The 20,540-nt window shown below is 71.8% G+C and carries 20 protein-coding genes; 9 read left to right on the forward strand and 11 right to left on the reverse strand.

Translation table 11 applies throughout. The annotated features are described in order from the left end of the window. Positions 1 to 63 precede the first annotated feature (63 nt). Together DLJ59_RS26125 and DLJ59_RS26130 are read left to right on the forward strand one after the other, a co-directional pair. Positions 64 to 1,026 (forward strand): SAM-dependent methyltransferase, encoded by a 963-nt coding sequence (locus DLJ59_RS26125; protein WP_244236239.1) that lies wholly within the window; start codon positions 64 to 66, stop codon positions 1,024 to 1,026. Beyond that, a complete protein-coding gene (locus tag DLJ59_RS26130) occupies positions 1,023 to 2,210 on the forward strand; it encodes an NADH-quinone oxidoreductase subunit D (RefSeq protein WP_208648839.1) in 1,188 nt (395 codons plus the stop codon). The genes DLJ59_RS26125 and DLJ59_RS26130 overlap by 4 nt, the downstream gene beginning before the upstream one ends. Before the next feature lie 17 nt (positions 2,211 to 2,227). Here the strand turns inward: DLJ59_RS26130 and DLJ59_RS26135 are convergent, their stop codons facing one another. The 4 genes from DLJ59_RS26135 to DLJ59_RS26150 all read right to left on the reverse strand — a co-directional run bounded on the left by DLJ59_RS26135 (position 2,228) and on the right by DLJ59_RS26150 (position 6,639). Next, positions 2,228 to 3,898 carry a hypothetical protein gene (locus DLJ59_RS26135; protein WP_208648840.1) on the reverse strand — a complete coding sequence of 557 codons (1,671 nt, stop codon included), beginning with the start codon at positions 3,896 to 3,898 and terminating at the stop codon, positions 2,228 to 2,230. Between the two features lie 112 nt (positions 3,899 to 4,010). Further along, the gene (locus tag DLJ59_RS26140; RefSeq protein ID WP_124775468.1) at positions 4,011 to 5,015 is read right to left on the reverse strand and encodes a glycine betaine ABC transporter substrate-binding protein; all 1,005 of its coding nucleotides are present in this window, start codon (positions 5,013 to 5,015) and stop codon (positions 4,011 to 4,013) included. Positions 5,016 to 5,215: 200 nt separating this feature from the next. Then, entirely contained in the window at positions 5,216 to 5,956 is a 741-nt protein-coding gene (locus DLJ59_RS26145) for an ABC transporter permease (protein ID WP_124775514.1), read from the reverse strand. Then, positions 5,953 to 6,639 carry an ABC transporter permease gene (locus tag DLJ59_RS26150; RefSeq protein ID WP_091403225.1) on the reverse strand — a complete coding sequence of 229 codons (687 nt, stop codon included), beginning with the start codon at positions 6,637 to 6,639 and terminating at the stop codon, positions 5,953 to 5,955. Before DLJ59_RS26150 ends, DLJ59_RS26145 begins: the two co-directional genes overlap by 4 nt. 2 nt (positions 6,640 to 6,641) lie before the next feature. Here DLJ59_RS26150 and DLJ59_RS26155 point away from each other — a divergent pair, with 2 nt between their 5' ends. After that, positions 6,642 to 7,646: an ABC transporter ATP-binding protein gene (locus DLJ59_RS26155; protein WP_124775470.1), complete on the forward strand. Its 1,005-nt coding sequence runs from the start codon at positions 6,642 to 6,644 to the stop codon at positions 7,644 to 7,646. Positions 7,647 to 7,701: 55 nt separating this feature from the next. Here DLJ59_RS26155 and DLJ59_RS26160 read toward each other — a convergent pair whose 3' ends face one another. From DLJ59_RS26160 to folP, 7 genes are all read right to left on the reverse strand, one after another. Continuing rightward, positions 7,702 to 8,193: a hypothetical protein gene (locus DLJ59_RS26160; RefSeq protein WP_124775472.1), complete on the reverse strand. Its 492-nt coding sequence runs from the start codon at positions 8,191 to 8,193 to the stop codon at positions 7,702 to 7,704. A gap of 65 nt (positions 8,194 to 8,258) precedes the next feature. Continuing rightward, entirely contained in the window at positions 8,259 to 8,567 is a 309-nt protein-coding gene (locus DLJ59_RS26165) for a hypothetical protein (RefSeq protein ID WP_124775474.1), read from the reverse strand. Between the two features lie 53 nt (positions 8,568 to 8,620). After that, a complete protein-coding gene (locus DLJ59_RS26170) occupies positions 8,621 to 9,835 on the reverse strand; it encodes an ABC transporter permease (protein WP_124775476.1) in 1,215 nt (404 codons plus the stop codon). A gap of 119 nt (positions 9,836 to 9,954) precedes the next feature. Further along, complete coding sequence (locus tag DLJ59_RS26175) at positions 9,955 to 10,491, reverse strand: DUF3180 domain-containing protein (protein ID WP_124775478.1); 537 nt, start codon at positions 10,489 to 10,491, stop codon at positions 9,955 to 9,957. Positions 10,492 to 10,510: 19 nt separating this feature from the next. Next, entirely contained in the window at positions 10,511 to 11,038 is a 528-nt protein-coding gene (gene folK, locus DLJ59_RS26180) for a 2-amino-4-hydroxy-6-hydroxymethyldihydropteridine diphosphokinase (RefSeq protein WP_124775480.1), read from the reverse strand. Then, positions 11,035 to 11,403 (reverse strand): dihydroneopterin aldolase, encoded by a 369-nt coding sequence (folB, locus tag DLJ59_RS26185; protein ID WP_124775482.1) that lies wholly within the window; start codon positions 11,401 to 11,403, stop codon positions 11,035 to 11,037. Before folB ends, folK begins: the two co-directional genes overlap by 4 nt. Further along, positions 11,400 to 12,296, reverse strand: coding sequence for a dihydropteroate synthase (gene folP / locus DLJ59_RS26190; protein ID WP_124775484.1), 897 nt, complete (start codon positions 12,294 to 12,296; stop codon positions 11,400 to 11,402). Before folP ends, folB begins: the two co-directional genes overlap by 4 nt. Positions 12,297 to 12,652: 356 nt before the next feature. Here folP and DLJ59_RS26195 point away from each other — a divergent pair, with 356 nt between their 5' ends. The 6 genes from DLJ59_RS26195 (at position 12,653) to DLJ59_RS26220 (ending at position 20,536) form a co-directional block, all read left to right on the forward strand. Further along, on the forward strand, positions 12,653 to 12,967 hold the full coding sequence (locus tag DLJ59_RS26195; protein WP_030327982.1) for a hypothetical protein: 315 nt from the start codon (positions 12,653 to 12,655) through the stop codon (positions 12,965 to 12,967). Positions 12,968 to 12,980: 13 nt separating this feature from the next. Continuing rightward, positions 12,981 to 13,343 (forward strand): hypothetical protein, encoded by a 363-nt coding sequence (locus DLJ59_RS26200; protein ID WP_053654782.1) that lies wholly within the window; start codon positions 12,981 to 12,983, stop codon positions 13,341 to 13,343. A 70-nt stretch (positions 13,344 to 13,413) separates the two neighbouring features. Then, entirely contained in the window at positions 13,414 to 16,797 is a 3,384-nt protein-coding gene (locus DLJ59_RS26205) for an ATP-binding protein (protein WP_124775486.1), read from the forward strand. Position 16,798: 1 nt separating this feature from the next. Continuing rightward, positions 16,799 to 18,811 (forward strand): MFS transporter, encoded by a 2,013-nt coding sequence (locus DLJ59_RS26210; RefSeq protein WP_244236238.1) that lies wholly within the window; start codon positions 16,799 to 16,801, stop codon positions 18,809 to 18,811. A gap of 4 nt (positions 18,812 to 18,815) precedes the next feature. Beyond that, positions 18,816 to 19,364 carry a hypothetical protein gene (locus DLJ59_RS26215; protein WP_124775488.1) on the forward strand — a complete coding sequence of 183 codons (549 nt, stop codon included), beginning with the start codon at positions 18,816 to 18,818 and terminating at the stop codon, positions 19,362 to 19,364. Continuing rightward, on the forward strand, positions 19,361 to 20,536 hold the full coding sequence (locus DLJ59_RS26220) for a M23 family metallopeptidase (RefSeq protein WP_124775490.1): 1,176 nt from the start codon (positions 19,361 to 19,363) through the stop codon (positions 20,534 to 20,536). Before DLJ59_RS26215 ends, DLJ59_RS26220 begins: the two co-directional genes overlap by 4 nt. Positions 20,537 to 20,540: the final 4 nt, after the last annotated feature.

The raw sequence follows: 20,540 nt of genomic DNA on the forward strand, positions 1-20,540 counted from the left end.
GGGGAGCCCGCCCACTCCGGGCGGTCAGGCTTGATCCCTGCGTGGACGGGCTCCCCGGAAACCCTGACTCCCACGGCCTCCGCCCGTCGGTCGCCCGACGGGCCGTCGTCGGTCACCGCCCGTCCGTCGCTCGCGGAACGCATCCGCTTCACAGCAGTCGAGTACGCCCACCGTCCCGAGAACCTGCCCGAAGAAATCAACTGGACCGCTGAGATCCCCGACGAGATCAACGGACTGTTGTTGGCTACCGAATGGCTGGACAACGTCCCGCTGGACGTCGCGGTACACAGCAAAGACGGCTGGCGATATGTGCTGGTCGATCCCGACAGCGGGCTGGAGACGATCGGCGAGCCGGTCACCCCCGACGACCTCGACTGGCTGTCCACCTGGTGGCCCGGCCTCACCAGCTCTTCGAGTGCAACCAGTGACCCGGATCCGGGGTTGACCTCGGCTGATGCGACAAGCGGAGGCGAGTCGGGTTTCCGGGCAGCCCGGTTGGCGCAGGGATCAAGCCTGACCGCCCGGAGCCGGCCGGGCTGCCCGGAAACCCCCAACGGTGACTACCTCCGAGCCGAGATCGGCCGAAGCAGAGATCAAGCCTGGGCGAACGCGGTCCGAAAGATCAGCCGAGGGCTGGCGGTAGCCGTCGACTACGGGCACCTGAGCGGCGACCGACCAGTGGACGGGACGTTGACCGGGTACCGGGGTGGGCGGCAGGTGCATCCGGTGCCGGACGGGTCGAGTGATGTGACCGCGCACGTGGCCATGGACTCGGTCGCCTCCGCTGGTGCGGCGGTCGCCCGGTGCGCGTACTCCCTGGTCTTGCAGCGGGAGGAGCTGCGGGCGCTCGGGGCCGACGGTGGGCGACCGCCGCTCAGCCTGGCCGGCACCGACCCGGTCGGCTACGTGCGGGCGTTGACCGCCGCGTCGGCGGTGGCCGAGCTGACCGACCCGGCCGGGCTCGGCGGGCACTGGTGGTTGCGGCAACCGGTCGGCATCCCGCTCGGGCCGGTCGTGGCACGATGACGGGCATGACCACCGACGCCGGGGCCCTCCGTGAACTGACCGTCGGCACCGGGGCCGGCCTGGTCGCCGGCACCGGTGATCAGCAGCTCGGCACCGACATGGTGCTGAACATCGGCCCGCAGCACCCCTCCACCCACGGGGTGTTGCGGTTGAAGCTGGTGCTCGACGGCGAACGGGTGGTCGCCTGCGAACCGATCGTCGGTTACATGCACCGGGGCGCCGAGAAGCTCTTCGAGGTGCGTGACTACCGGCAGATCATCGTGCTGGCCAACCGGCACGACTGGCTCTCGGCGTTCTCCAACGAGCTGGGTGTGGTGCTCGCCGTGGAACGCCTGATGGGCATGGAGGTGCCGGAGCGCGCCACCTGGCTGCGGATGGCCCTCGCGGAGCTGAACCGGGTGCTCAACCACCTGATGTTCCTCGGCTCGTACCCGTTGGAGATCGGGGCGATCACGCCGATCTTCTACGCCTTCCGGGAACGCGAAACCATCCAGGCGGTGATGGAGGAGGTCTCCGGCGGCCGGATCCACTACATGTTCAACCGGGTGGGTGGCCTCAAGGAGGAGGTGCCGTACGGGTGGACCGGGCGGGCCCGCGCGGCGATCGGCGAGGTACGCCGCCGGTTGCCCGACCTGGACCACCTGATCCGCCGCAACGACATCTTCCTGGCCCGTACCGTCGGCGTGGGCGTGCTGTCCGCCGCGGACGCCGCCGCGTTCGGTGCGTCCGGCCCGGTGGCCCGAGCCTCCGGGCTCGACCTGGACCTGCGCCGCGACGACCCCTACCTGGCCTACGACGAGCTGGACGTGCCGGTGGTCACCCGCACGGCCGGGGACTGCCACGCCCGTTTCGAGGTGCTGCTCGACCAGGTGTACGCGTCACTGGACCTCGCCGAGCAGTGCCTCGACCGGGTGGACCGGCTGACCGGGCCGATCAACACCCGGCTACCGAAGGTGCTCAAGGCGCCCGAGGGGCACACGTACGCCTGGACGGAGAACCCGCTCGGCATCAACGGCTACTACCTGGTGTCCCGGGGCGAGAAGACGCCGTGGCGGTTGAAGCTACGCACCGCCTCGTACGCGAATGTGCAGGCGTTGGCCACCCTGCTCCCCGGCTGCCTGGTCCCGGATCTGATCGCGATCCTCGGCTCGATGTTCTTCGTGGTCGGCGACATCGACAAGTGACCCGGGCCGGCTGACCGTCACCGCCAGCGGTCGGCGGGTCGCGCGCCGCCGGCACGCGGTGCGTCGTCCTGGGGCGGGTAGCCGTAGCGTTCGTCGACCCGCCGCCGGCCGGTCCGTTCCGCCACGGGTTCCGCCTGGTGGCCGCGTTGGCGCGGTGGTCGCCACTCGTCCGGCACCGGCACACCGCCCGCCGGCAGCGCGGGCCTGCCCGGCTCGGCCCTCCAGCCACCGTCACGGTCGTGGCGGCGGGCCGGCTCGTCCCTGGGGTACGACTCCCGCTCCTCGTAGCGGCGCGGCTCCTCATACCCGCCGGCGTCCTCGTAGCGGCGCGGCTCCTCGTACCCGCCGGCGTCCTCGTGGCGGCGCGGCTCCTCGTGGCGGACGGCGGCCCAGCGGTCGGCCATCCGGTACTCGGTGCCGGTGGCGTCGGCGTGCACCTCGGCCCGGCGTTCGCCGACCCGCAACTCGCGACCGTTCTCGTCGTCGCGGACGGCGGCCCACCGGTCACCGGCCCGCAGCTGCGACCAGTACTCGCCGGTGTCGTCGGCCCGCAGCGGCGGCCCGGGCTGCGGCGCGGCTGCCACCCGGTCGCGCTGCTCCGACCAGCCCCGATCGTCCGGGCTGTCCCAGGCGCCCGCCGCCGGCCGCTCCGGGGTGCGATGCGACCGGGCAGCCGGGGTTGGCTCGTCGGGCTGGGCGTACGCGTCGCGCCGATCGGCCCACTCTGGTTCGTCGCGGCTACCCGTCCAGCCCGGCTCGTCGCCGTAGCCGGCTCTGGGGCGCTCGTCCGGCTCGCTCCGCGCCCGTCCGGCCGGGCGGGAGCGCTCGTCCGCCTCGCCGCCCCGGGTCCACTCCTGCGCGGGCGGGGTCCACTGGCCGGCGTATCCGTCGCCGTAGCGCCCGGCCGGCTCGGCCGCGCCCCCGTCCACCACTGTGTGCCGGGTGGTGACGTGCACGGTCTCGGTGTGTCGGACCACGCCACCCGGCCGGTGGGCCGGTTCGGGCCGGTCGTGCTCCCGGGGTCGGGCCGAACCGTACGCGGTGGCGGCCGGACGTTCCCCGCCGTACGTCCCGGCGGTGGCCGGCGGGACGGGGGCCGCCCGTGCGTACGCCGGCTCGTCGTCGTCCGGGTGCTCGGTGCGCCCCCGTCGGGGCGCGTCGTCGCGGCCCGACACCCGGGCGCGGCCGGCCGACGCGTCACCCGGGACCCGGCTGCGGGCCACCGGTGTGTCGTCCACCTGTGGTTCGACGGCAGCCACCCGCGCCCGCCCGGCGCCTGCCGGTTCGGCAGCGGGGGCGGCACCGGCGAGGGCGGCGCCGCTGGCGTCGAGCCGGCGGCGCACTGCGGCGATTGCCTCCTGGGCCCGTTGCGCCTGGTCGAGTGCCTGGTTGCCGCGCTGGGCGGCAGCCACGATCTCGCCGCGCAGCTCCCGACGCAGCTCCTCGATTTCGTCCAGCAGCTCGTCGGTCCGCGCCGAGTCGCCCTCGCCGTCGGGCCGCAACGCGATGGACAGACCGATCAACACCACCGCGAGAATGGCGAGCACCGCGGCGAAGCGCAGCGGACCGTTGCCGTCGGCCACCAGCAGGATCAGCGCGGCGACCGGGGCGAGAGCGACGCCGGCCCAGAAGAGCATGGTCAGCAGCGGTGGTCGACGCCGGGCGTCGGAGGTGGCCGGGGCTGGCATGGATGTGCAGCCTACCCACGATGCCCGTTGGAGGGAACGGGGTGCCCCGGGACGCGCGGACGCCCCCGCCCGGTCGGGGGCGGGGGCGTCCACAGCACGTGCGGGGAGGGCCTCAGCTGGTGGCGAAGGCGCCATCCGAGGAGAAGATCAGGCCCACGCTGATCGAACCGTCGCGCAGCCCGCTCTTGGTCAGCGGCCCGCCCTGGTCCAGCGAGGAGAACTTGCCGAACGACAGCCCGTACGTCTTCTCCAGGCCCGGCTTGCAGAACGGACGCTGCTCGCACTCCGGCGGGCCACCCAGCACTGTCGCGCTGCCGGAGCACTTCGCCGCCAGCTCGGAGAGGGTCCGCACGCCGTACTTGTCGGCGAAGGCCTGGGTCACCGCGAAGGCGTTCTGGTCCTGTGCGGCGGCCGGCGTGCCGAAGGTGATGCCGACCTTGTCGCCCTCGGCCTTGAGCGCGGTCACCGTGGTGTTGATGTCGGGCGACGAGATTGGCTGCGCGTTCGGGCCGTTGGCCTTGGTGTTGAGGAACTCGGTCATGGTCGCCGCGTACTCCGGGACGACCTGGATCTCGCCCTTCTCCAGAGCCGGCTCGTACAACTCGCGGTTGCCGATCTGCTGCACCTTGACCTGGTAGCCGGCGGCGGTGAGCGCGATCCGGTACAGCTCACCCAGAATCTGACTCTCGGCGAAGTTGCCGGCACCAACGGTGATGTCACCGCCCGACCCCTTGGCGATGCCCGCGGTGAGGTTGTTCGTGGTCGCGAACTCCTCGGCCGCCACCTTGGGGGTCTTGCGGTCCTCGTTCACCGCCTTGTTGAGTTGGATCAACTTCGGGGTGTCGAGCGCGGCGGAGACCTTGTCCAGTGCGGCGATCAGCTGCGGATTGGCCGCCTTGCTGTTGACCGCCGGAATGACGTTGTCGGAGTTCTGGAGCTTCTTGTCGTCCTGCAGAGCGATGAGCTGCTGACCGGCGACCGGGGCGCACCCGGCGCCGGAGGCGCTCGGCTGGGGTGCGTCGGTGCCGGACGAGCCGGCGTCACCGCAGCCGGTGAGGAGCGCTGCCCCGGCGACGGCGCTGACCGCCCCGATCGCCAGACGTGTACGTGCGCGCATGTGCCCGCCTTCCGTGTCCCGGCGCGGCCCGTCCCGGGCCGGCCGCGTGTCCGACGGGCGATCCTGACTGTCGGTCGCCCGCGAATGTCCACCCAACATGCTCCGCAACCGACCGACAACTTGGGATGGACTTCGTCACCCCATCGTCACCGAAAGGATGCGACCGGGTGGCCAGTTCGACGCGGGCCCCCCCGGACGGGTCAGGCGCTCCCGGTGGCGTCGGCGGCCCGGGGCCGTCCCAGGCGCTGCCGCCCGCGCCGCAGTGGTTTGGGGGTGACCAACCGTTCGACGCCACCGAGGACCACCTCGGCGAGCAGCGCGAGCCCGGCCACCAGCACACCACCAGCGACGATCTGCCCGCCGCCGGCCGCGATGCCGATACCGAAGCCGGTCCGGATGATCTGGCCCAGGCCGCCGCCGTTGACGAAGGACGCCAGCGCCGCGGTCGCGATCACCTGGACCGCCGCCGTCCGGAAGCCGGCCGCCAGATAGGGCACCGCCAGCGGCAACTCCACCCGGCGCAGCAACTGTGCGCCGGACAGACCCATCCCCCGGGCCGCGTCACGGGCTTCCGGGTCCACCTGCCGCACCCCGGTGTACGCGTTGGCCAGCAGCGGCGGCACGGCGAAGACCGCCAGTGCCACCACGACCGGCGTCTTCCCGAAACCGCTGGCGAAGACCACCGGCAGGATGGTCAGCAGGGCCAGAGTGGGGATGGCCAGGGTGGCGTTGGAGATCAGCACCACCAGGCCGCCACCTCGGCCGAGGTGCCCCAGCCAGAGCCCGAGCGGCCAGGCCACCAGGCAGCCGAGCGCCACCGCCAGGGCGGAGATCGTCAGGTGCTCGCCGAGCCGGTCCAGCATGCCGCCCGGGTTGGTCCAGTTCAGCGGGTCGTTGATCCAGGTGATCGCCTGCCCGATCGGGTTCGCCGCGACGGTCACCGCGCCCTCCGGGTGGACCACGGGGTCACCAGTCGGGCGACCAGGATGAGCAGCAGGTCGAGCACGACCGCGAGCGCCACGCAGAGCAGCGCGGCGGTCATGATCTCGGCCTTGTAGAGGTTGTTCTGGAATCCTGCGAAGATCAATTGCCCGAGCCCGCCGTGCCCGACCAGCACCCCGACCGTGACCAGCGCCACCGTCGACACCGTCGCCAGCCGTACGCCGGTCACGATGCCCGGCAGCGCCAGCGGCAGGTCGATCCGGAACAAGCGCCGCCACCGGCCGTAACCCATGCCCTCGGCGGCCTCCCGAACCTCCGGGGGCACCTGGTTGAGACCGGCCACCACGTTGCGCACGATCAACAGCAGCGCGTAGAGGACCAGCCCGACCAGCACCGTGGTCGCCCCGGTGCCCAGGTAGGGGGCGATGAACGCGAAGAGCGCCAACGACGGAATGGTGTAGACCACCCCGCTGACGGCGAGGATCGGGCCGGCGAGCGGACGGACCCAGTACGCCAGCACCGACAACGGCAGCGCGATCAGCACCGCGATCAACACAGCCCGCCCGGTGAGGGAGGCGTGTTCGCGCACCGCGGCGAGGATCGTGTCAGAGTTGTCCCGCACGTACTGCCAGGAGAACCAGGGGTTACCCGGGTCGGCCCGGTAGCTCAGGCGGAAGGACATACGTGGACGTTACCCCGGAGGCTGCCAGCGTGGCCCAATCCCCTCGCGCGGCGTCGATCTCCCTACAGGGCATCCAGAAGCGCTACCCGAACGGCACCGAAGCTGTCCGGGACCTCAGCCTGGATGTCCGGGCCGGCGAACTGGTGGTCCTGATCGGCCCGTCCGGCTGCGGCAAGTCGACGGTGCTGCGGATGATCAACCGCCTGATCGAACCGACCGCCGGCCGCATCACGCTCGGCGACGAGGACGTCACCGAGGTCGACCCGGTGCGACTACGCCGCCGAATCGGGTACGTGATCCAGAACGTCGGTCTCTTTCCACACCAGACGGTACGCGCCAACGTGGCCACCGTGCCCGGCCTGCTCCGCTGGCCCAAGGGTCAGACCCGGACCCGGGTCGACGAGCTGCTCGACCTGGTCGGGCTGGACCCGACCGAGTTCGGTGGCCGCTACCCGCACGAGCTCTCGGGTGGCCAGCGGCAGCGGGTCGGGGTGGCCCGCGCGCTCGCCGCCGACCCGGTGGTGCTGCTGATGGACGAGCCGTTCTCGGCCGTCGACCCGATCGTCCGAGCCCACCTCCAGGAGGAGTTCCTGCGCCTTCAGGCCGAGGTGCGTAAGACGATAGTGCTGGTCACCCACGACCTCGACGAGGCGGTCCGACTCGGTGACCGCATCGCGGTGCTCTCCGCAGGCGGGCACCTGGAGCAGTACGACACCCCGGCCGCGTTGCTCGGCGCACCCGCCACCGAGTTCGTACGCGAATTCGTCGGCGCCGACCGGGGCATCCGCCGGCTGGCGGTGACCCCACTCGACCGGGACGCGCTGGAGCCGGTACCCGAGGACGGCGCGACGGACCTGCCCACCGTCGCGGTGGACGGCTCCGCGTACGACGCGCTGGCGGTCCTGCTCACCTCGGGCCGGGACCGACTCCTCGTGACCGACGCCGGCCGACCGGTGGGTGCGCTCAGCCGACAGCGCCTCCTCGACCTCGGCCGCCCCACCAACTGACCCGAGCCCCCGACGGGTCAGGTGCGAGCGCCGCGCCGGGCCCGCTCGGGTCGGGTCAGGCGCGACCGCCGAGGCTGGCGATACCGATGATCCACCCGGTGAGGAAGCCGTAACCGGCACCGGTGCTGGCGTCCTGCAGTGCCCCCAGCAGTGACGGCGACGGGCCGAGCAGCGCCGCCAGCACGGCGGCCAGCCCACCGGCCAGCACGTAGGCGGCCCAGCCGGAGAAGAACTGGCTGACCGGGCCGGGCACCCGGGCGACCTGGGCGGCGGGCAACAGGTAGAGCAGGGCCACCGCCAGGACCACCAGCAGCACGGCCCGCAGGTCGGCGGCGAACAACCCACCGGCCTGCCCGTCCGCGTCGAGCCGCCAGGCCGGCCACGCGAGCAGGCGCGCGTAGAAGGCACCGGCCGACGCCGGGTCGGTCAAGGTGACGGCCCAACCGGTGTACGCCGGGCTGCCGCAGATGCCGACCAGCAGCAACACGGCCAGCGCGCCAGTGCCGGCGGCCGTGCCGTAGCGGCCGACCGGGCCGGAGCGGTGCATGAGCGACGCGATCCGCCCAGCCCCCGAACCGTTCGCTCGGGCGGACCTGGGCTGCCCCGAGCGGCTCAGTGCTTCATCAGGTAGTCGATGAAGGCGGCCCGCAGCAGCGGCGCCGACTCCTCGTAGCCGTGACCGGTCAGCTCCCGCCACAGCGCGTTGGCCTCGTCGATCGTCGGGCCGATCGAGTTCGGGGCACCGTCCAGCACGGTGGCCTCGTCCGCGTTCGGCAGGTGACGCAGCACCGACCAGTAGAACCCCACGTCCCGACGCTCCCGGGCCAGCGCGAACGCCCGCTCCCGCAGCTCCTCGGTGGACAACGCGTCAAGTTCCTCGAACGAGGCTCCGCCGGGGGTGGCGGCAGGTGTGTCGGTCATGTCGCCGAGCCTAACGGTCGAGATCAGCTCCGGCTCGGCGGACGCGACGTGGCTCACCGCCCGTCCGTGTCCCACCGCCGAGGGTCTTCCTCCCAGCGCGGATCCCGCCACGGGTCGGCGGGTTGGGGCGCGGCCTGGGTCGGCAGCGTGGGCGGCCAGTTGTCGACGGACTGCGGCTGCGGCATGGTCCAACCCGAGCTGATCGTGCCGTCGCTGGCCGGCTCAAGCTGCTCGGGGCTGCCCGGCCGGGGCCGCCCGAGCGTCTCGACCAGCCGGGTCGCCAGCAGCCCGACGCCGAGCGCGGCCCCGCCGACCGCCCAGTTGCTCAACGTCCAACCGCGCTCCGGCGCGTACACCTGGAAGACGGTGACCAGGCCGACCGCCAGCAGCGTGCCGAACACACCGCCCCGGCGGCCGTACGCGCTGGTGCCGGCGAGCAGTGCCACGCCGACCGCCAGCACCGTCCAGTCCAGCCCCGAGGTGGGCGCCACCGGCCCGGGGTCGTTCGCGGCGAGCAGCACGCCGGCGAGGGCCGCCAACACCGTGGAGACGACCAGCGCGAGGGCGGTCACCACGGCAGCCACCCCGCCCCGCCGGCGGGCCGGGTCGGTGATCGGTCGGTACCGGCCGACGAGCCGACGGATCGCCCGGATCGCGCCGAACAGCCCGCCGAGGGCGGCCAACGCGGCGAAGCCGGCGAAGAGGTACCCGGCACTGCCGCTGGGGTCGTAGTCGCCCTGCACCAGCACGGGCGCCGAACGGCGTTCGATGTACACCACCACGGCGGCGGCGCCGGCCAGGCTGGCGGCCCAGCCCGGCACGTGCAGCACCACCACGGCCAGCGCCAGCGCCAGCCCGCCCACCGCGGCGACCGCCACCGCCGGGCCGATCGACGCCGCCAGGCCCCGGTCACCCTGCTCGGCGTAGTGCAGGGCCGCCGCCACCGCGACCGGGCCGATGGCCAGGTTTGGTGCGGCCGTACGAAGACTGAGCCCGGCGGCCAGGGCGAGCAACCCCAGCCCGACCGCGTCGATCAGCAGCGTGCGCAGGTTGCCGTCGCGCACGGCGGCCGGATCCTCCTGCCAGAGCAGCCAGCTCACGGCCGCCAGCCCGGCCAGCAGCACCAGCTCCCACCCCAGGTGTACGCCGATCCGATCCCGGCCGGGCTCACCGTGGGTGGGGTCGTCGAAGACGTTCTCCAGGACGGCGGCCGGCACCCCCGACGAGGGTTCGGCCGACCGGTCCCGGCCCGCTTCTTCGTACCCCATGACGCCGCCTCCCCAGTGGCCGACCGTCCCCAGTCCGGCGCGCGGACAAGCCCTGGGCGGCCCTTGCTCTCTGATCGGTGGCACCGTACCCGCGCCCGCAGCCGGGCGTAACCCCCTGCTCAGCGCTGGCCGGGGCGGCTCTCCCGTGGGTCCTGCTCGCGCTCGTCGTCCGGGCGTTCCGGCACCCGGCAGGAGCGCTCCAGCCAGAGCGCGGCACCGACCAGGGCCAGCGAGGCGAGCAGGCCTCCACCGGCGGCCGGTCGATCGTCCAGGGCGGCCCGGGTGGTCTCCACGAAGAGCCAGCCGGTGAGCCCCGCGTAGAAGCCCGCGAAGATCGCCGCAGCCAGCGCCGACGCCTTGGCCAGCACCACGAAACGGGCAACCATCAGCGGGTTGACCGGATCCCGGCCGGGCTTGCGCTCGATCCGACCCCGGGTGTTGATCGCCGCGTACGCCTCCAGCACGGCGAGCCCGGCCAGCGTCACCACCGGCAGCCAGGGCAACCGGGGAATGCCGCTGTAGTAGAGGGTGCTGATCAGCAGCCAGGCCACCGCCGCCGCGGCCAGCCCGGCCACGACCAGGGTCGAGATCCGGGTGGGGCCCATCCGGGACCCGTCCGGGCCCGATCCGCGGGGTGGGGGCTTCGCCTGCGTCATGCCGGCCGGTTCCGCTCGGTCATGCCGTCGACTCTAACGCCAACTCCGGCCGGGGACGCAGTTCCAACGCCTCGTCGGCCGCGGGGCCGGTGGTCAGCAGGTCGGTCAGCCAGCCGTGACCGGGCAGCCGACCGTACGGCTGGATGTCGATCCACGGGCGCAGCACGAAGGCGCGCAGGTGCGCCCGGGGGTGCGGCAGGGTCAGCTCCGCGTCGTCGCTGAGCACCGGCTCGCCGTCGTCGCCCCAGACCGCGATCACGTCCACGTCAAGCGTGCGCGGCCCGAACCGCCGCTGCGGGTCACGGACCCGGCCGGCCGCGCGCTCCGCGTCGCGGGCCCGCTCCAGCCAGTCGCGGGCGGTGGCGCTCTCGTCCTGGGCGAGCACCACCGCGTTGAGGTACGCGGGCTGGTCGGCGTCGCCCCACGGTGGAGTCTCGTACACCCCGGAGAGGACGAGCACCGCGTCGCCGAGGGTGGCGACCGCCGTACGCAGGTGCTCCAGGCGGTCACCCAGGTTGCTGCCGAGCGAGAGGACCGCCCGGGTCACCGGGCACTCGTCCGGGTCATGGTGACGGCCACGTCGGTGAAGGTGTGCGGCACCGGAGCCTCCGGCTTGTGCACGGTGATCGTCGCGGCGTCGACCCGCTCGTCGGCCAGGCAGACCGCCAGGAGTCGATCCGCGAGGGTCTCGATCAGGTTGACCGGCTCGCCGGTCACCACGGCGACCAGGCGTTCGGCCAGCTCGCCGTAGTGCACGGTCGCGGTGACGTCGTCACTTGCGGCGGCCGGGGCGAGGTCCAGCTCCAGGACGGCGTCGATCACGAAGTCCTGCCCCTGTGCGCGCTCGAAGTCGTACACCCCGTGCCGGCCGTGCGCCCGCAGGCCGGTCAGGTGGATCCGGTCCGTCGTCATCGCCGTACCTCGTGTTCGTGATCGTGTCGCGCTCGCGCCGTGTCGCGCGACGGCGCGGCGAGGCGGGGTCTGCCGGTCGCGGCCCAGACGGCGAGCGCGTCGGAGGTGGCCTGCACGTCGTGCACGCGTACGCCCCAGGCGCCCGCGGCGACCGCCAGCACGCTGGTGGCCACGGTGGCCGCCTCCCGCTGGGCGGTCGGTCGCGGCGTGCCGTCCGACGCGGCGAGCAGGCCGCCGAGGTACGACTTGCGGCTGGCCCCGAAGAGCAGCGGGTAGCCGAGATCCAGCAGCTCCGGCAGGCGGGCGCTGAGTTCCCAGTTGTGCGCGGCCGTCTTGGCGAAGCCGAGACCGGGGTCGACGATCAGGCGATCGGCGGCCACCCCGGCGGCCAGCGCCGCGTCGATCCGTTGGGTCAGCTCGGCCCGGACGTCGACCACCACGTCGGTGTAGGTGGCCAGCTCGCGCATCGCACGGGAGTGGCCACGCCAGTGCATCAGCACCCACGGGCAGTGCGCGTCGCGGACCACGCGAGCCATGTCCGGGTCGGCCAGGCCGCCGGAGACGTCGTTGACCACCGCCGCGCCGGCGGCCAGAGCGGCCTCCGCCACCCGGGCGCGGCTGGTGTCGACGCTGACCGCCACGCCGGCGGCGGTCAGCTCACGGATGACCGGCAACACCCGTTCGACCTCGGTAGCGGCGTCGATCCGCTCGGCACCCGGACGGGTCGACTCGCCACCGATGTCGACCAGGTGCGCACCGGCGTCGCGCAGACGGACGCCGTGTCCGACGGCGGCGTCCAGGTCGGCGTACCGTCCGCCGTCGGAGAAGGAGTCCGGTGTGACGTTGAGGACGCCCATCACCACCGGGCCCGAAGCCCGCACCAGATCGGTCACGACTAGACGGTACCGGTCGTGGCAGCGGCGCCCAGCGACCCGGGTCCGCCCCGCACGAGCACCCCTGACGTGGTCTTTAGAACAGGTGTACGATCGGTCATCCGGGCAGCATCGGGCAGCCCCTTCGCGGCTTGTCGCAATCCGGGGCGGCCCGTACGCTTTGGAATTGGCCAGCATCGAGATGGCGAAGCTTGGAGGGAGGGCCGAAGCGGGGAAAATCCGCCCAAACCTCGCCACCCTCCGTGGTGAGTAACGAACACAGGGTCAAGAACGCCATGCCCTGTGGAGCACTTTTCCCGCCAGGCTTGCCTATTGCACCGCCGCGGCACCGCCGGCCGCGCTATGGGGAGGTTCCAGTGATCGCCTTCGAGCTCATGGAGACGGCGTCGTCCGGCGTCGCCCACGCGCTCTCCACCCTGGCGTCGGCTCCACTCGCGGAGCCGGCACCGAAGGGGATCGACACCAACAGTGTCGTCACCTTCTTCGCCAGCAAGATCGCGCCGATCCTGCTCGCCGTCCTGGGCGTCATCTTCATCGGCCGTGCCAGCCGAGGCGAGATCTCCAAGGTGCTGACCAGCTCCGCGATCGCCATCGTCGGGCTCGCCTTCATCGCCGGCGCGGCAACACTCTTCTTCGTCGGCGATTACCTGATCGACCTGATCTTCGAATAGGCGCGTTCACCAGATGCGGCTGCGCACCGACGACGACATCTACCGGGCCCGCCTGGTCTACCTCGGGCCGCCCGGTTACACCCTTCCGGTCCACCTGCCCTACGCCCAGTACGGGCTCTTCATGCTGCTGGTCCCCCTCTACATGTTCATCCACTGGCTGTTCACGTTGACGGTCGAGCTCTTCCCAGCCTGGGAGATCGCGCTCGCCATCGTGACCACGTCGTTCATCTTCCGGCACGTCGACCCCGATCGGCCGGCGCGGGTGGTCATCCGCACCGCGCTGACCGACTGGCGGCGCACCCGGGAGCCGGCGGTCGAGCAGCGCGATCCGCGCCTGGTCGGCAGCCGGATCAGGATTCGGGAGGAGCTGGCATGACCGGACGTACGGCGAACGGTCCGTCACCGGACACGGGTAAGGGTCTGCCGACAGTCGCCGAGGCGGGCGCATGAGCCGCTCCTCCACGCCGGGCTCCCCGGCCGGCCGCTCGGGCGCACCGGCCGGTCACCGTGCGCACTCATTCGACTACACGGAGGACGAGGACGAGGTCGCCCTCGACCCTGCGCTGGTGACGTCACCCGGCCACGGTGCCGTCGGCGTGTTCCAGGCACCCCGGCCGGTCCCCCGCCGGACACCACCGGCGGAGCCCACCGCTGTGTCGGCCGGCGAGAACGCCGACATCGACTCCCCCTTCCTGGACCTCTTCGGCGGCGGGGCACGACCCGGCACGCCCCGAGCCGTCACGGCCGGCCCGAGCACCCGCGAGCAGCCGGCGATCCCGCATCAGCCGCCACCCACCGCCAGCCCGACGCCAACCCGTGCGGCTCCCGAACTGGAGCCCCCGTGGACCCCCGCCGACCAGCCCGGCAGCGGCAGCCGACCCGTGGAGGCACGGCACGGAGGCGGCCACCCGGCCACCGAGTCCCGGGTGCCGCATCAGGCCGGCGATCGACGGCCGATGTTGCGCCCGCCAGACGAGCCCGACCCGTCCACCGGCCGTGGCCCATCGACGGCGGCCACCGGCCCGGCTGGCCGGACCGCCGGCACCCTGCCGAGCAACCGACCCACGCCCACCCCGACGGCTCAGGCACCCCGGCCCACCGCACCGGCCCAGCCGTCGGCCGGCAGCGCCGCCACGGATCGCCCAGCGCTGGAACGCACGGCGCGGCGGACCACCTCCACCGGGAAGGAGGTCGCCGCACCCCGACAACGCACGGTGAGCCGACCGGACCGACCGATCAAGCCGACCCGGGTACGGGCCCCAAAGATCAAATTCGGGGATCGGGATCCGTCGGTCGAGCTGGCCATCACCGAGATCGCCGGCCACCTGACCTTCACGCCGAACACCGTCACAGCCTGGTACTGGCTGCCCGAGGTTCGCTGGGCGTTCCGGCCGGACGCCGAACGCGAGGCGCTACTGTCGGCGATCTCCGAGCAGTACGCCGGCCTGGCCGGCTTCCGACTGCACCTGCGCCGCACCACCCGGCCGTTCCCCGCCGACGAGTGGGCCCGCACGATCGACACCCACACCTCGGCACCGCTGCCCGACGTACCCGGCACCACCGGCTGGGCCGATCACCTGGTCGCCGCCCAACGCCACCTGATGTCGGTCAACCACGCCGAAGGGCAGACCTACCTGGGGGTCACCTTCGCCCGCCGCTCCCTCGGCGACTCGCTCACCGAGCGGCTCCTGCGCACCTTCGGCCGGGGCACCGCCGATGGCGAACGACGCAAGCTGGGCCGCACCGTCGAGCAGTTCGACGAGGTGCTCGGTGCGTTCGGCATGCGCGGCCGGCGGGTCACCGCCCAGGAACTGGAATGGCTGCTCTACCGCTCGGTGGCACTGTGCATGTCGCCGCCGAGCACCCTCTCCCCCGTCACCGACGGGCGCTGGGAACGCGGCGACCTGCTCGCCATGACCGAGCAGGTGGAGCGCTACCGCACCCCGTACGGTTCCACCGTCAAGCTGGTCAATCGGATGACCGGCGAGGAGCGGCACGTGGCCGTACTCGCCGTCGGCCGGATGGAGCCGCTGGAGATCCCGGAACGCCACGAGCCCTGGCTGCACTTCCACGAGCGACTGCCCTGGCCGATGGAAATCTCCACCCGCGTCGACATCCTCGGCTCCGGCGACTCCTTCCGCAATCTCGAACACCGGCTGCGGATGATCCGCTCGCAACAGCTCGACTACGCCGAACACGGCATCGACGCGCCCCCGGAGCTGGAACGACTGGCCAAGCGCGCCCTGGTGATCGGCGACGAAATGACCACCGGTCTGCCTGTCGACTCGGCCCGTGCGCACGGCTGGCACCGGATCGCGGTCGGCGGCCGGACCAGGGAGGAATGCCTGGAACGGGCCCGCCGGCTCATCCAGCTCTACTCCCGGGAGCTACGCATCTCGTTGCAGCACCCCAAAAACCAGGACTGGCTGGCCCGCGAGTTCATCCCCGGCGAACCGATCGCCAACACCGGCTACGTCCGTCGCATGCCGGTGCCACTGCTCGCCGCCGCGCTCCCCCAGGCCGCATCGAACGTGGGCGACCGGCGGGGCGACCTCATCGGCCGGACCGCCGGCACCTGCCGCCGCCCCGTCTTCCTCGACCTGCACTTCCCCATGGAGGTCCGGGAACGCTCCGGGCTCGCGGTCTTCGTCGCCGAACCGGGCGGCGGCAAGTCGACACTCCTCGGTGCCCTGGGCTACCTGGCCGCCCGCCGGGGTGTCCAGGTGACCCTGCTCGACCCGTCCGGCCCGCTGGCCCGCCTCTGCGCGATGCCCGAGCTGCGGCCGTACTCCCGGGTGTTGAACCTGACCGGCTCGGAGCACGGCACCCTGGCGCCCTACTCGCTCATCCCGACGCCGCTGCGCTCCGAGTTCGGCAGCGGGGCCGCCGGTGACCGGGAGTTCGAGATCGCGGTCTCCAACGCCCGAGCCGAGCGGCGGATGCTGGTCCAGGACATCTGCATGATGCTCGTCCCACCGCAGGTGGCCAGGGAGGCGTCGACCGCCACCCTGTTCCGGCACGCCGTCCGCCAGGTCCCCGCCGAGGAAACCTCCACCCTGGACGACGTGGTGAGCTGCCTCGGCCGACTCGACGACGACGCCGGCAAGGAACTGGCCAACCTCCTGCTGGACACCGCCGAGATGCCGTTGGCCATGCTCTTCTTCGGCCGACCGCCGGAAGGGCTGCTCGGTGCCGACGCGGCACTCACCGTGATCACCATGGCCGGGCTACGGTTGCCCGACCTCAAGATCGAACGGGAGTACTGGTCAGCCGAGGAAGCCCTGGCCCTGCCGATGCTGCACACCGCGCACCGGCTCGCCGTCCGCCGCTGCTACGGCGGCTCGATGTCGTCCCGCAAGCTCGTCGGCCTCGACGAGGCGCACTTCATGGAGGGCTGGCGTTCCGGGCGCTCCTTCCTGGTCCGGCTAGCCCGGGACTCCCGCAAGTGGAACCTGGCCGCGCTGGTCGCCTCGCAGAACCCCCGCGACATCCTCGGGCTCGACGTGCAGAACCTCGTCTCCACCGTCTTCGTCGGCCGCATCGCCGAGGACGCCGAGATCGCCTCCGAAGCCCTGCGGCTGCTGCGGGTGCCGGTCAACGACGGGTACGAGGCCACGCTCGCCTCGCTCTCCGCCGCCGATGCCAACTCGGCCTCCCGCCTCGGCTTCCGGGAGTTCGTGATGCGCGACGTGGACGGCCGGGTCCAGAAGGTCCGAGTCGACGTCTCGTACGTCGAAGGGCTGCTGGACCACCTCGACACGACGCCCGCCGCAATCGCCGCTGCGGCCGGAGTGCTGCCGAGCATCCCCCTGCCGGATCTGGAGGCGTGACATGGCTAGGGCCTGGGTCAAGGTCCTCGGTCGAGCCGAGGCGCAGGGCCGTGACCCAGGCCCTGGGGTCTGGACCAGGATCACGTCGTTCCTGCTCGCCCTCGGCGTACTGGCCGGGGTCAGCCTCACCTGGCCGCTGATCGGCGCGGAGGCCGCAGCCGCCGCACCGCCAGCCGCCCAGGCCCGAGCCGACCTCTGCACGACCGCCGAATGGCAAGCCGACTTCCGCGCCTGCGTACTGAAGCTGAAGCAGGTCAGCAAGGCAGAAATTGACTGCCTTAAGCCACCTGTACCGTCCGCCCCGGATTCGGGCCTGGCTGGTTGGTTCGCTTCCCGCCCGGATTCGTCAAAACTGCCCGGGCCGAAGGGCATCTACAGCGACTACGGCTACGGCGGATACAGCTTCAACACCTACAACGTGGAGGGTGGCTGCGCCTCCACCATTCTCCATCCTGACTACAAGTTCACCACCACCGTCGCCAACGGAGAGCTCATGATCGCCACAGCGGTCGTGGGCGCCTCGAACGCACTGCGGGAACGAGCCTGGGATCCGCGCTCGATGTGGGATTGGGCCGACCCACTGGTGGAGAAGGCCACCAAAGCCGTCTACCAAAAGGTGTTCAGCGTCTTCGGGATCGTCACGCTCTGCGTGGTAGGTCTCTACCTGCTCTGGCGCTCCCGCCAGTCGGACATGAGCAATGCGATGACGACGGCAGGGTGGGCGTTACTGGTGATGGTGGCGGTCACCGCGCTGGCCGCTTGGCCGGTCAAGTCGGCGAACATCGCCGACGGCACCCTGATCACCTCCCTCGGCGTTGTGCACGACGCTTTAGGTCCGGCATCGAAAGACATCCCGACCGACAAGTGCGTGCTTCCCAATCCGGACGCCTGCGTCGACAAGCGGCCACCGGCCGTCCGTGCCAGCGATACCGCCACCGAATCGATGCTCTACCGCAACTGGCTGCGTGGTGTGCTTGGCTCTGCAGACAGCGAGACTGCTAAAAAATACGGCCGGGCACTCTACGACGCCAAGTCGCTGAGCTGGGGTGAGGCGGAATCAGTCCGCTCCAATCCCACCACTCGTGATGTAGTGATCGGAGCCAAGCAGCAGCAGTGGATGACAGTTGCGGAGCAGATCAAATCCGAGGACCCGGAGGCGTACGAGTTTCTGACGGGCACCCGAGACATGGACCGGATCGGTTCAGGGTTCATCGCGGTCCTCGCGGCAGTGCTCTTCGCGATGTTCGACCTCACCGCGTCGGTACTCGTGCTGCTCGGCTTCCTGATCTTCCGCTGGGCGGTGATCGCTGCCCCGATTCTCGGCACCATCGGCCTGCTCCGGCCAGCCAGCGCCGGTCTGCGGCGGTTGGCCAACGCGGTCGTTGCCGCGGTTTTCAACATTGCCATCTTCGGCACTGGGGCCGCGATCTATCTGTTCGCGGTTGATTTGATCATGAGCACACCCACCCTTCCGGGTTGGCTTCAGGTGGTGCTGGTGTGGCTCTGCGGGGTGGTCGGATGGCTGCTGCTGCGGCCGTACCGGCGGATCACCCAACTCGGCGGCAAGGACAGCAGCGAAGCGGTCAGCTCGGCCGGCTCCTGGCACCGCCGGTTCTTCCGGGACATGCGGACGGCCGCGCGGCTGGACGTCGCGGAGCCGGGCGGCACCGCCGAGCCGGTGGGCGGACGTCGACGATCACCCACCGCGGAGCAGACCCGGCTACGACCGGAGGCGCGGCGGGAGGACCCGGCCCCGGTGCCGACGGCTGCGGCCGAGAGCCGACGCGCAGACGCAGCGCGACCCGACGGTCGAGAGCGGCCCGACGAGGCGCCAGCGAAGGAGGGCAGCGGTCGGAGCCGCCCGGTCGCCCCGCAGCCCCGACGCCGACAGCCGGCGACCTGGACCGAGCCCGATGTACCGGATGAGAACCCGGCGTTCGTGGTGTACCGCCCGGGGTCCACCGATCGAGCACCGGATCGCACCGGACCTCGGGTGCGCTCAGAGGCGAGGTGACGGCATGCGACGGGCGTTGGAGTTCCTCTTCACCCGGGCACTGCGATCCCGGCTGGGCGTTGCGCTGGTGATCGGGGTGGTGGTCGTCGGCGTGCTCGGGGCGGCCCGGCTGATCGGCAACCCGGTCGATTCCGCGGACGGGTTGAGCAGCCGTCCGGATGGACCGATCATCACTGTGGACCCGACGGCCGGCGACGACGGTCTGCACAACAGCGCGGCTCCGCCGTCACCCGTGACGTCCCCCGGTGCCCGCACCCCCGAGCAGACCGCCGACCGATTCGCCGCAGCCTGGCTGGGACGCCCCGGAATGACCACCGAAGCCTGGCAGGCTGGCCTACGGCCACTCTCCACTCCGGCGCTGAGCGAGAAGTTGACCGGCGTCGAGCCCGAGAGTGTGCCCGCCGAGAAGGTCACCGGTCCGCCGACCATGCGGGAGCGGACCGAGACGTTCGTCGAGTTGCTGCTCCCCCTTGATGCCGGCCGGCTCCGGCTGGAGCTGGTCACCTCTGACGATGGTTGGCTGGTCGACGTTCTGGACTGGGAGCGGCCGTGAGCGACGTTGGTAGCCCCGAGACCCGCCGCCGGCCCCGACTCGGCCTGATCGCCGCATTGCTCACCGGGGTGCTGCTCCTGCTCTGCTGCGCGGGCGGCACCGCGGCGTTCTTCCTCACCGGGCTCGGCGGCGACGACGCCGAGAACGGCGACACCCTGGCAGGCATGGAGTGCGGACCGGTCCGAGCGGTGAACATAGCCGGCAAGCTGCCGCGGTTCGCCGAGTACGGCGACACCCAGGTCCGCAATGCCGCAATCATCATCAAGGTCGGCCAGGACATGGGCGTGCCGTCCCGAGGATGGGTGATCGCCCTCGCCACCGCGATGCAGGAGTCCGCCCTGCGCAACCTGGCGAACAGCGGGGTGGCCGAGTCCCTGGCCCTGCCGCACGAGGGCGTTGGCGCGGACCACGATTCGCTGGGCCTTTTCCAGCAGCGGCCCGGATGGGGCTCCGTCGCCGAGCGGTTGACCCCCGCGTACGCGGCCCGCAAGTTCTACGAGAAGCTCGTCAAGGTGGAGACCTGGCAACGCCGACCACTGACCATGGTCGCGCAACATGTGCAGGTCAGCGCATATCCGGACGCGTACGCCAAACACGAAGAGGTAGCCAGCCGGATCGTCGACGCGCTGGCCGGCGGCGCGGCCCGCACCGTCGAGATCAATGGCAAGGCGGTGTGCAACGCAGCCGAGCGCGGCCAGATCGCCGCCTCCGGCTGGACCGCTCCCATCCCCGGCGGAGTCGGCTCCGGTTTCCGCACCGCCAGCCGGCCCAGCCACAACGGAGTCGACATCGGCGCGGCCAAGGGCACCGAGATCCGGGCGGCAGCGGCCGGTCGGGTACTGGTCTCCACCTGCGACGAGGACTACCGCGGCCGACAAGACTGCAACGTGGACGGATTTCCCGGCAAGAAGGGCTGCGGCTGGTTCGTCGACCTGCTGCACGCCGGTGGCTACATAACCCGTTACTGCCACATGGTGGTTCAGCCCTTCGTCAAGAAGGATCAGACCGTCACGGCCGGCCAGGTGATCGGCAAGGTCGGCAGCAGTGGCAACTCCTCCGGCCCACACCTGCACTTCGAGGTGCACCTGCGCAACGACCGCAGCGCATCCGGCGCGGTGAATCCGGTCCCGTTCATGCGCCAGCGGGGCGCCCCGCTGCGCGCCGCGGAGTGAGGCC

Origin of the sequence: Micromonospora inaquosa (assembly GCF_003857055.1) — a bacterium.
Classification (GTDB): Bacteria; Actinomycetota; Actinomycetes; order Mycobacteriales; family Micromonosporaceae; genus Micromonospora; species Micromonospora inaquosa.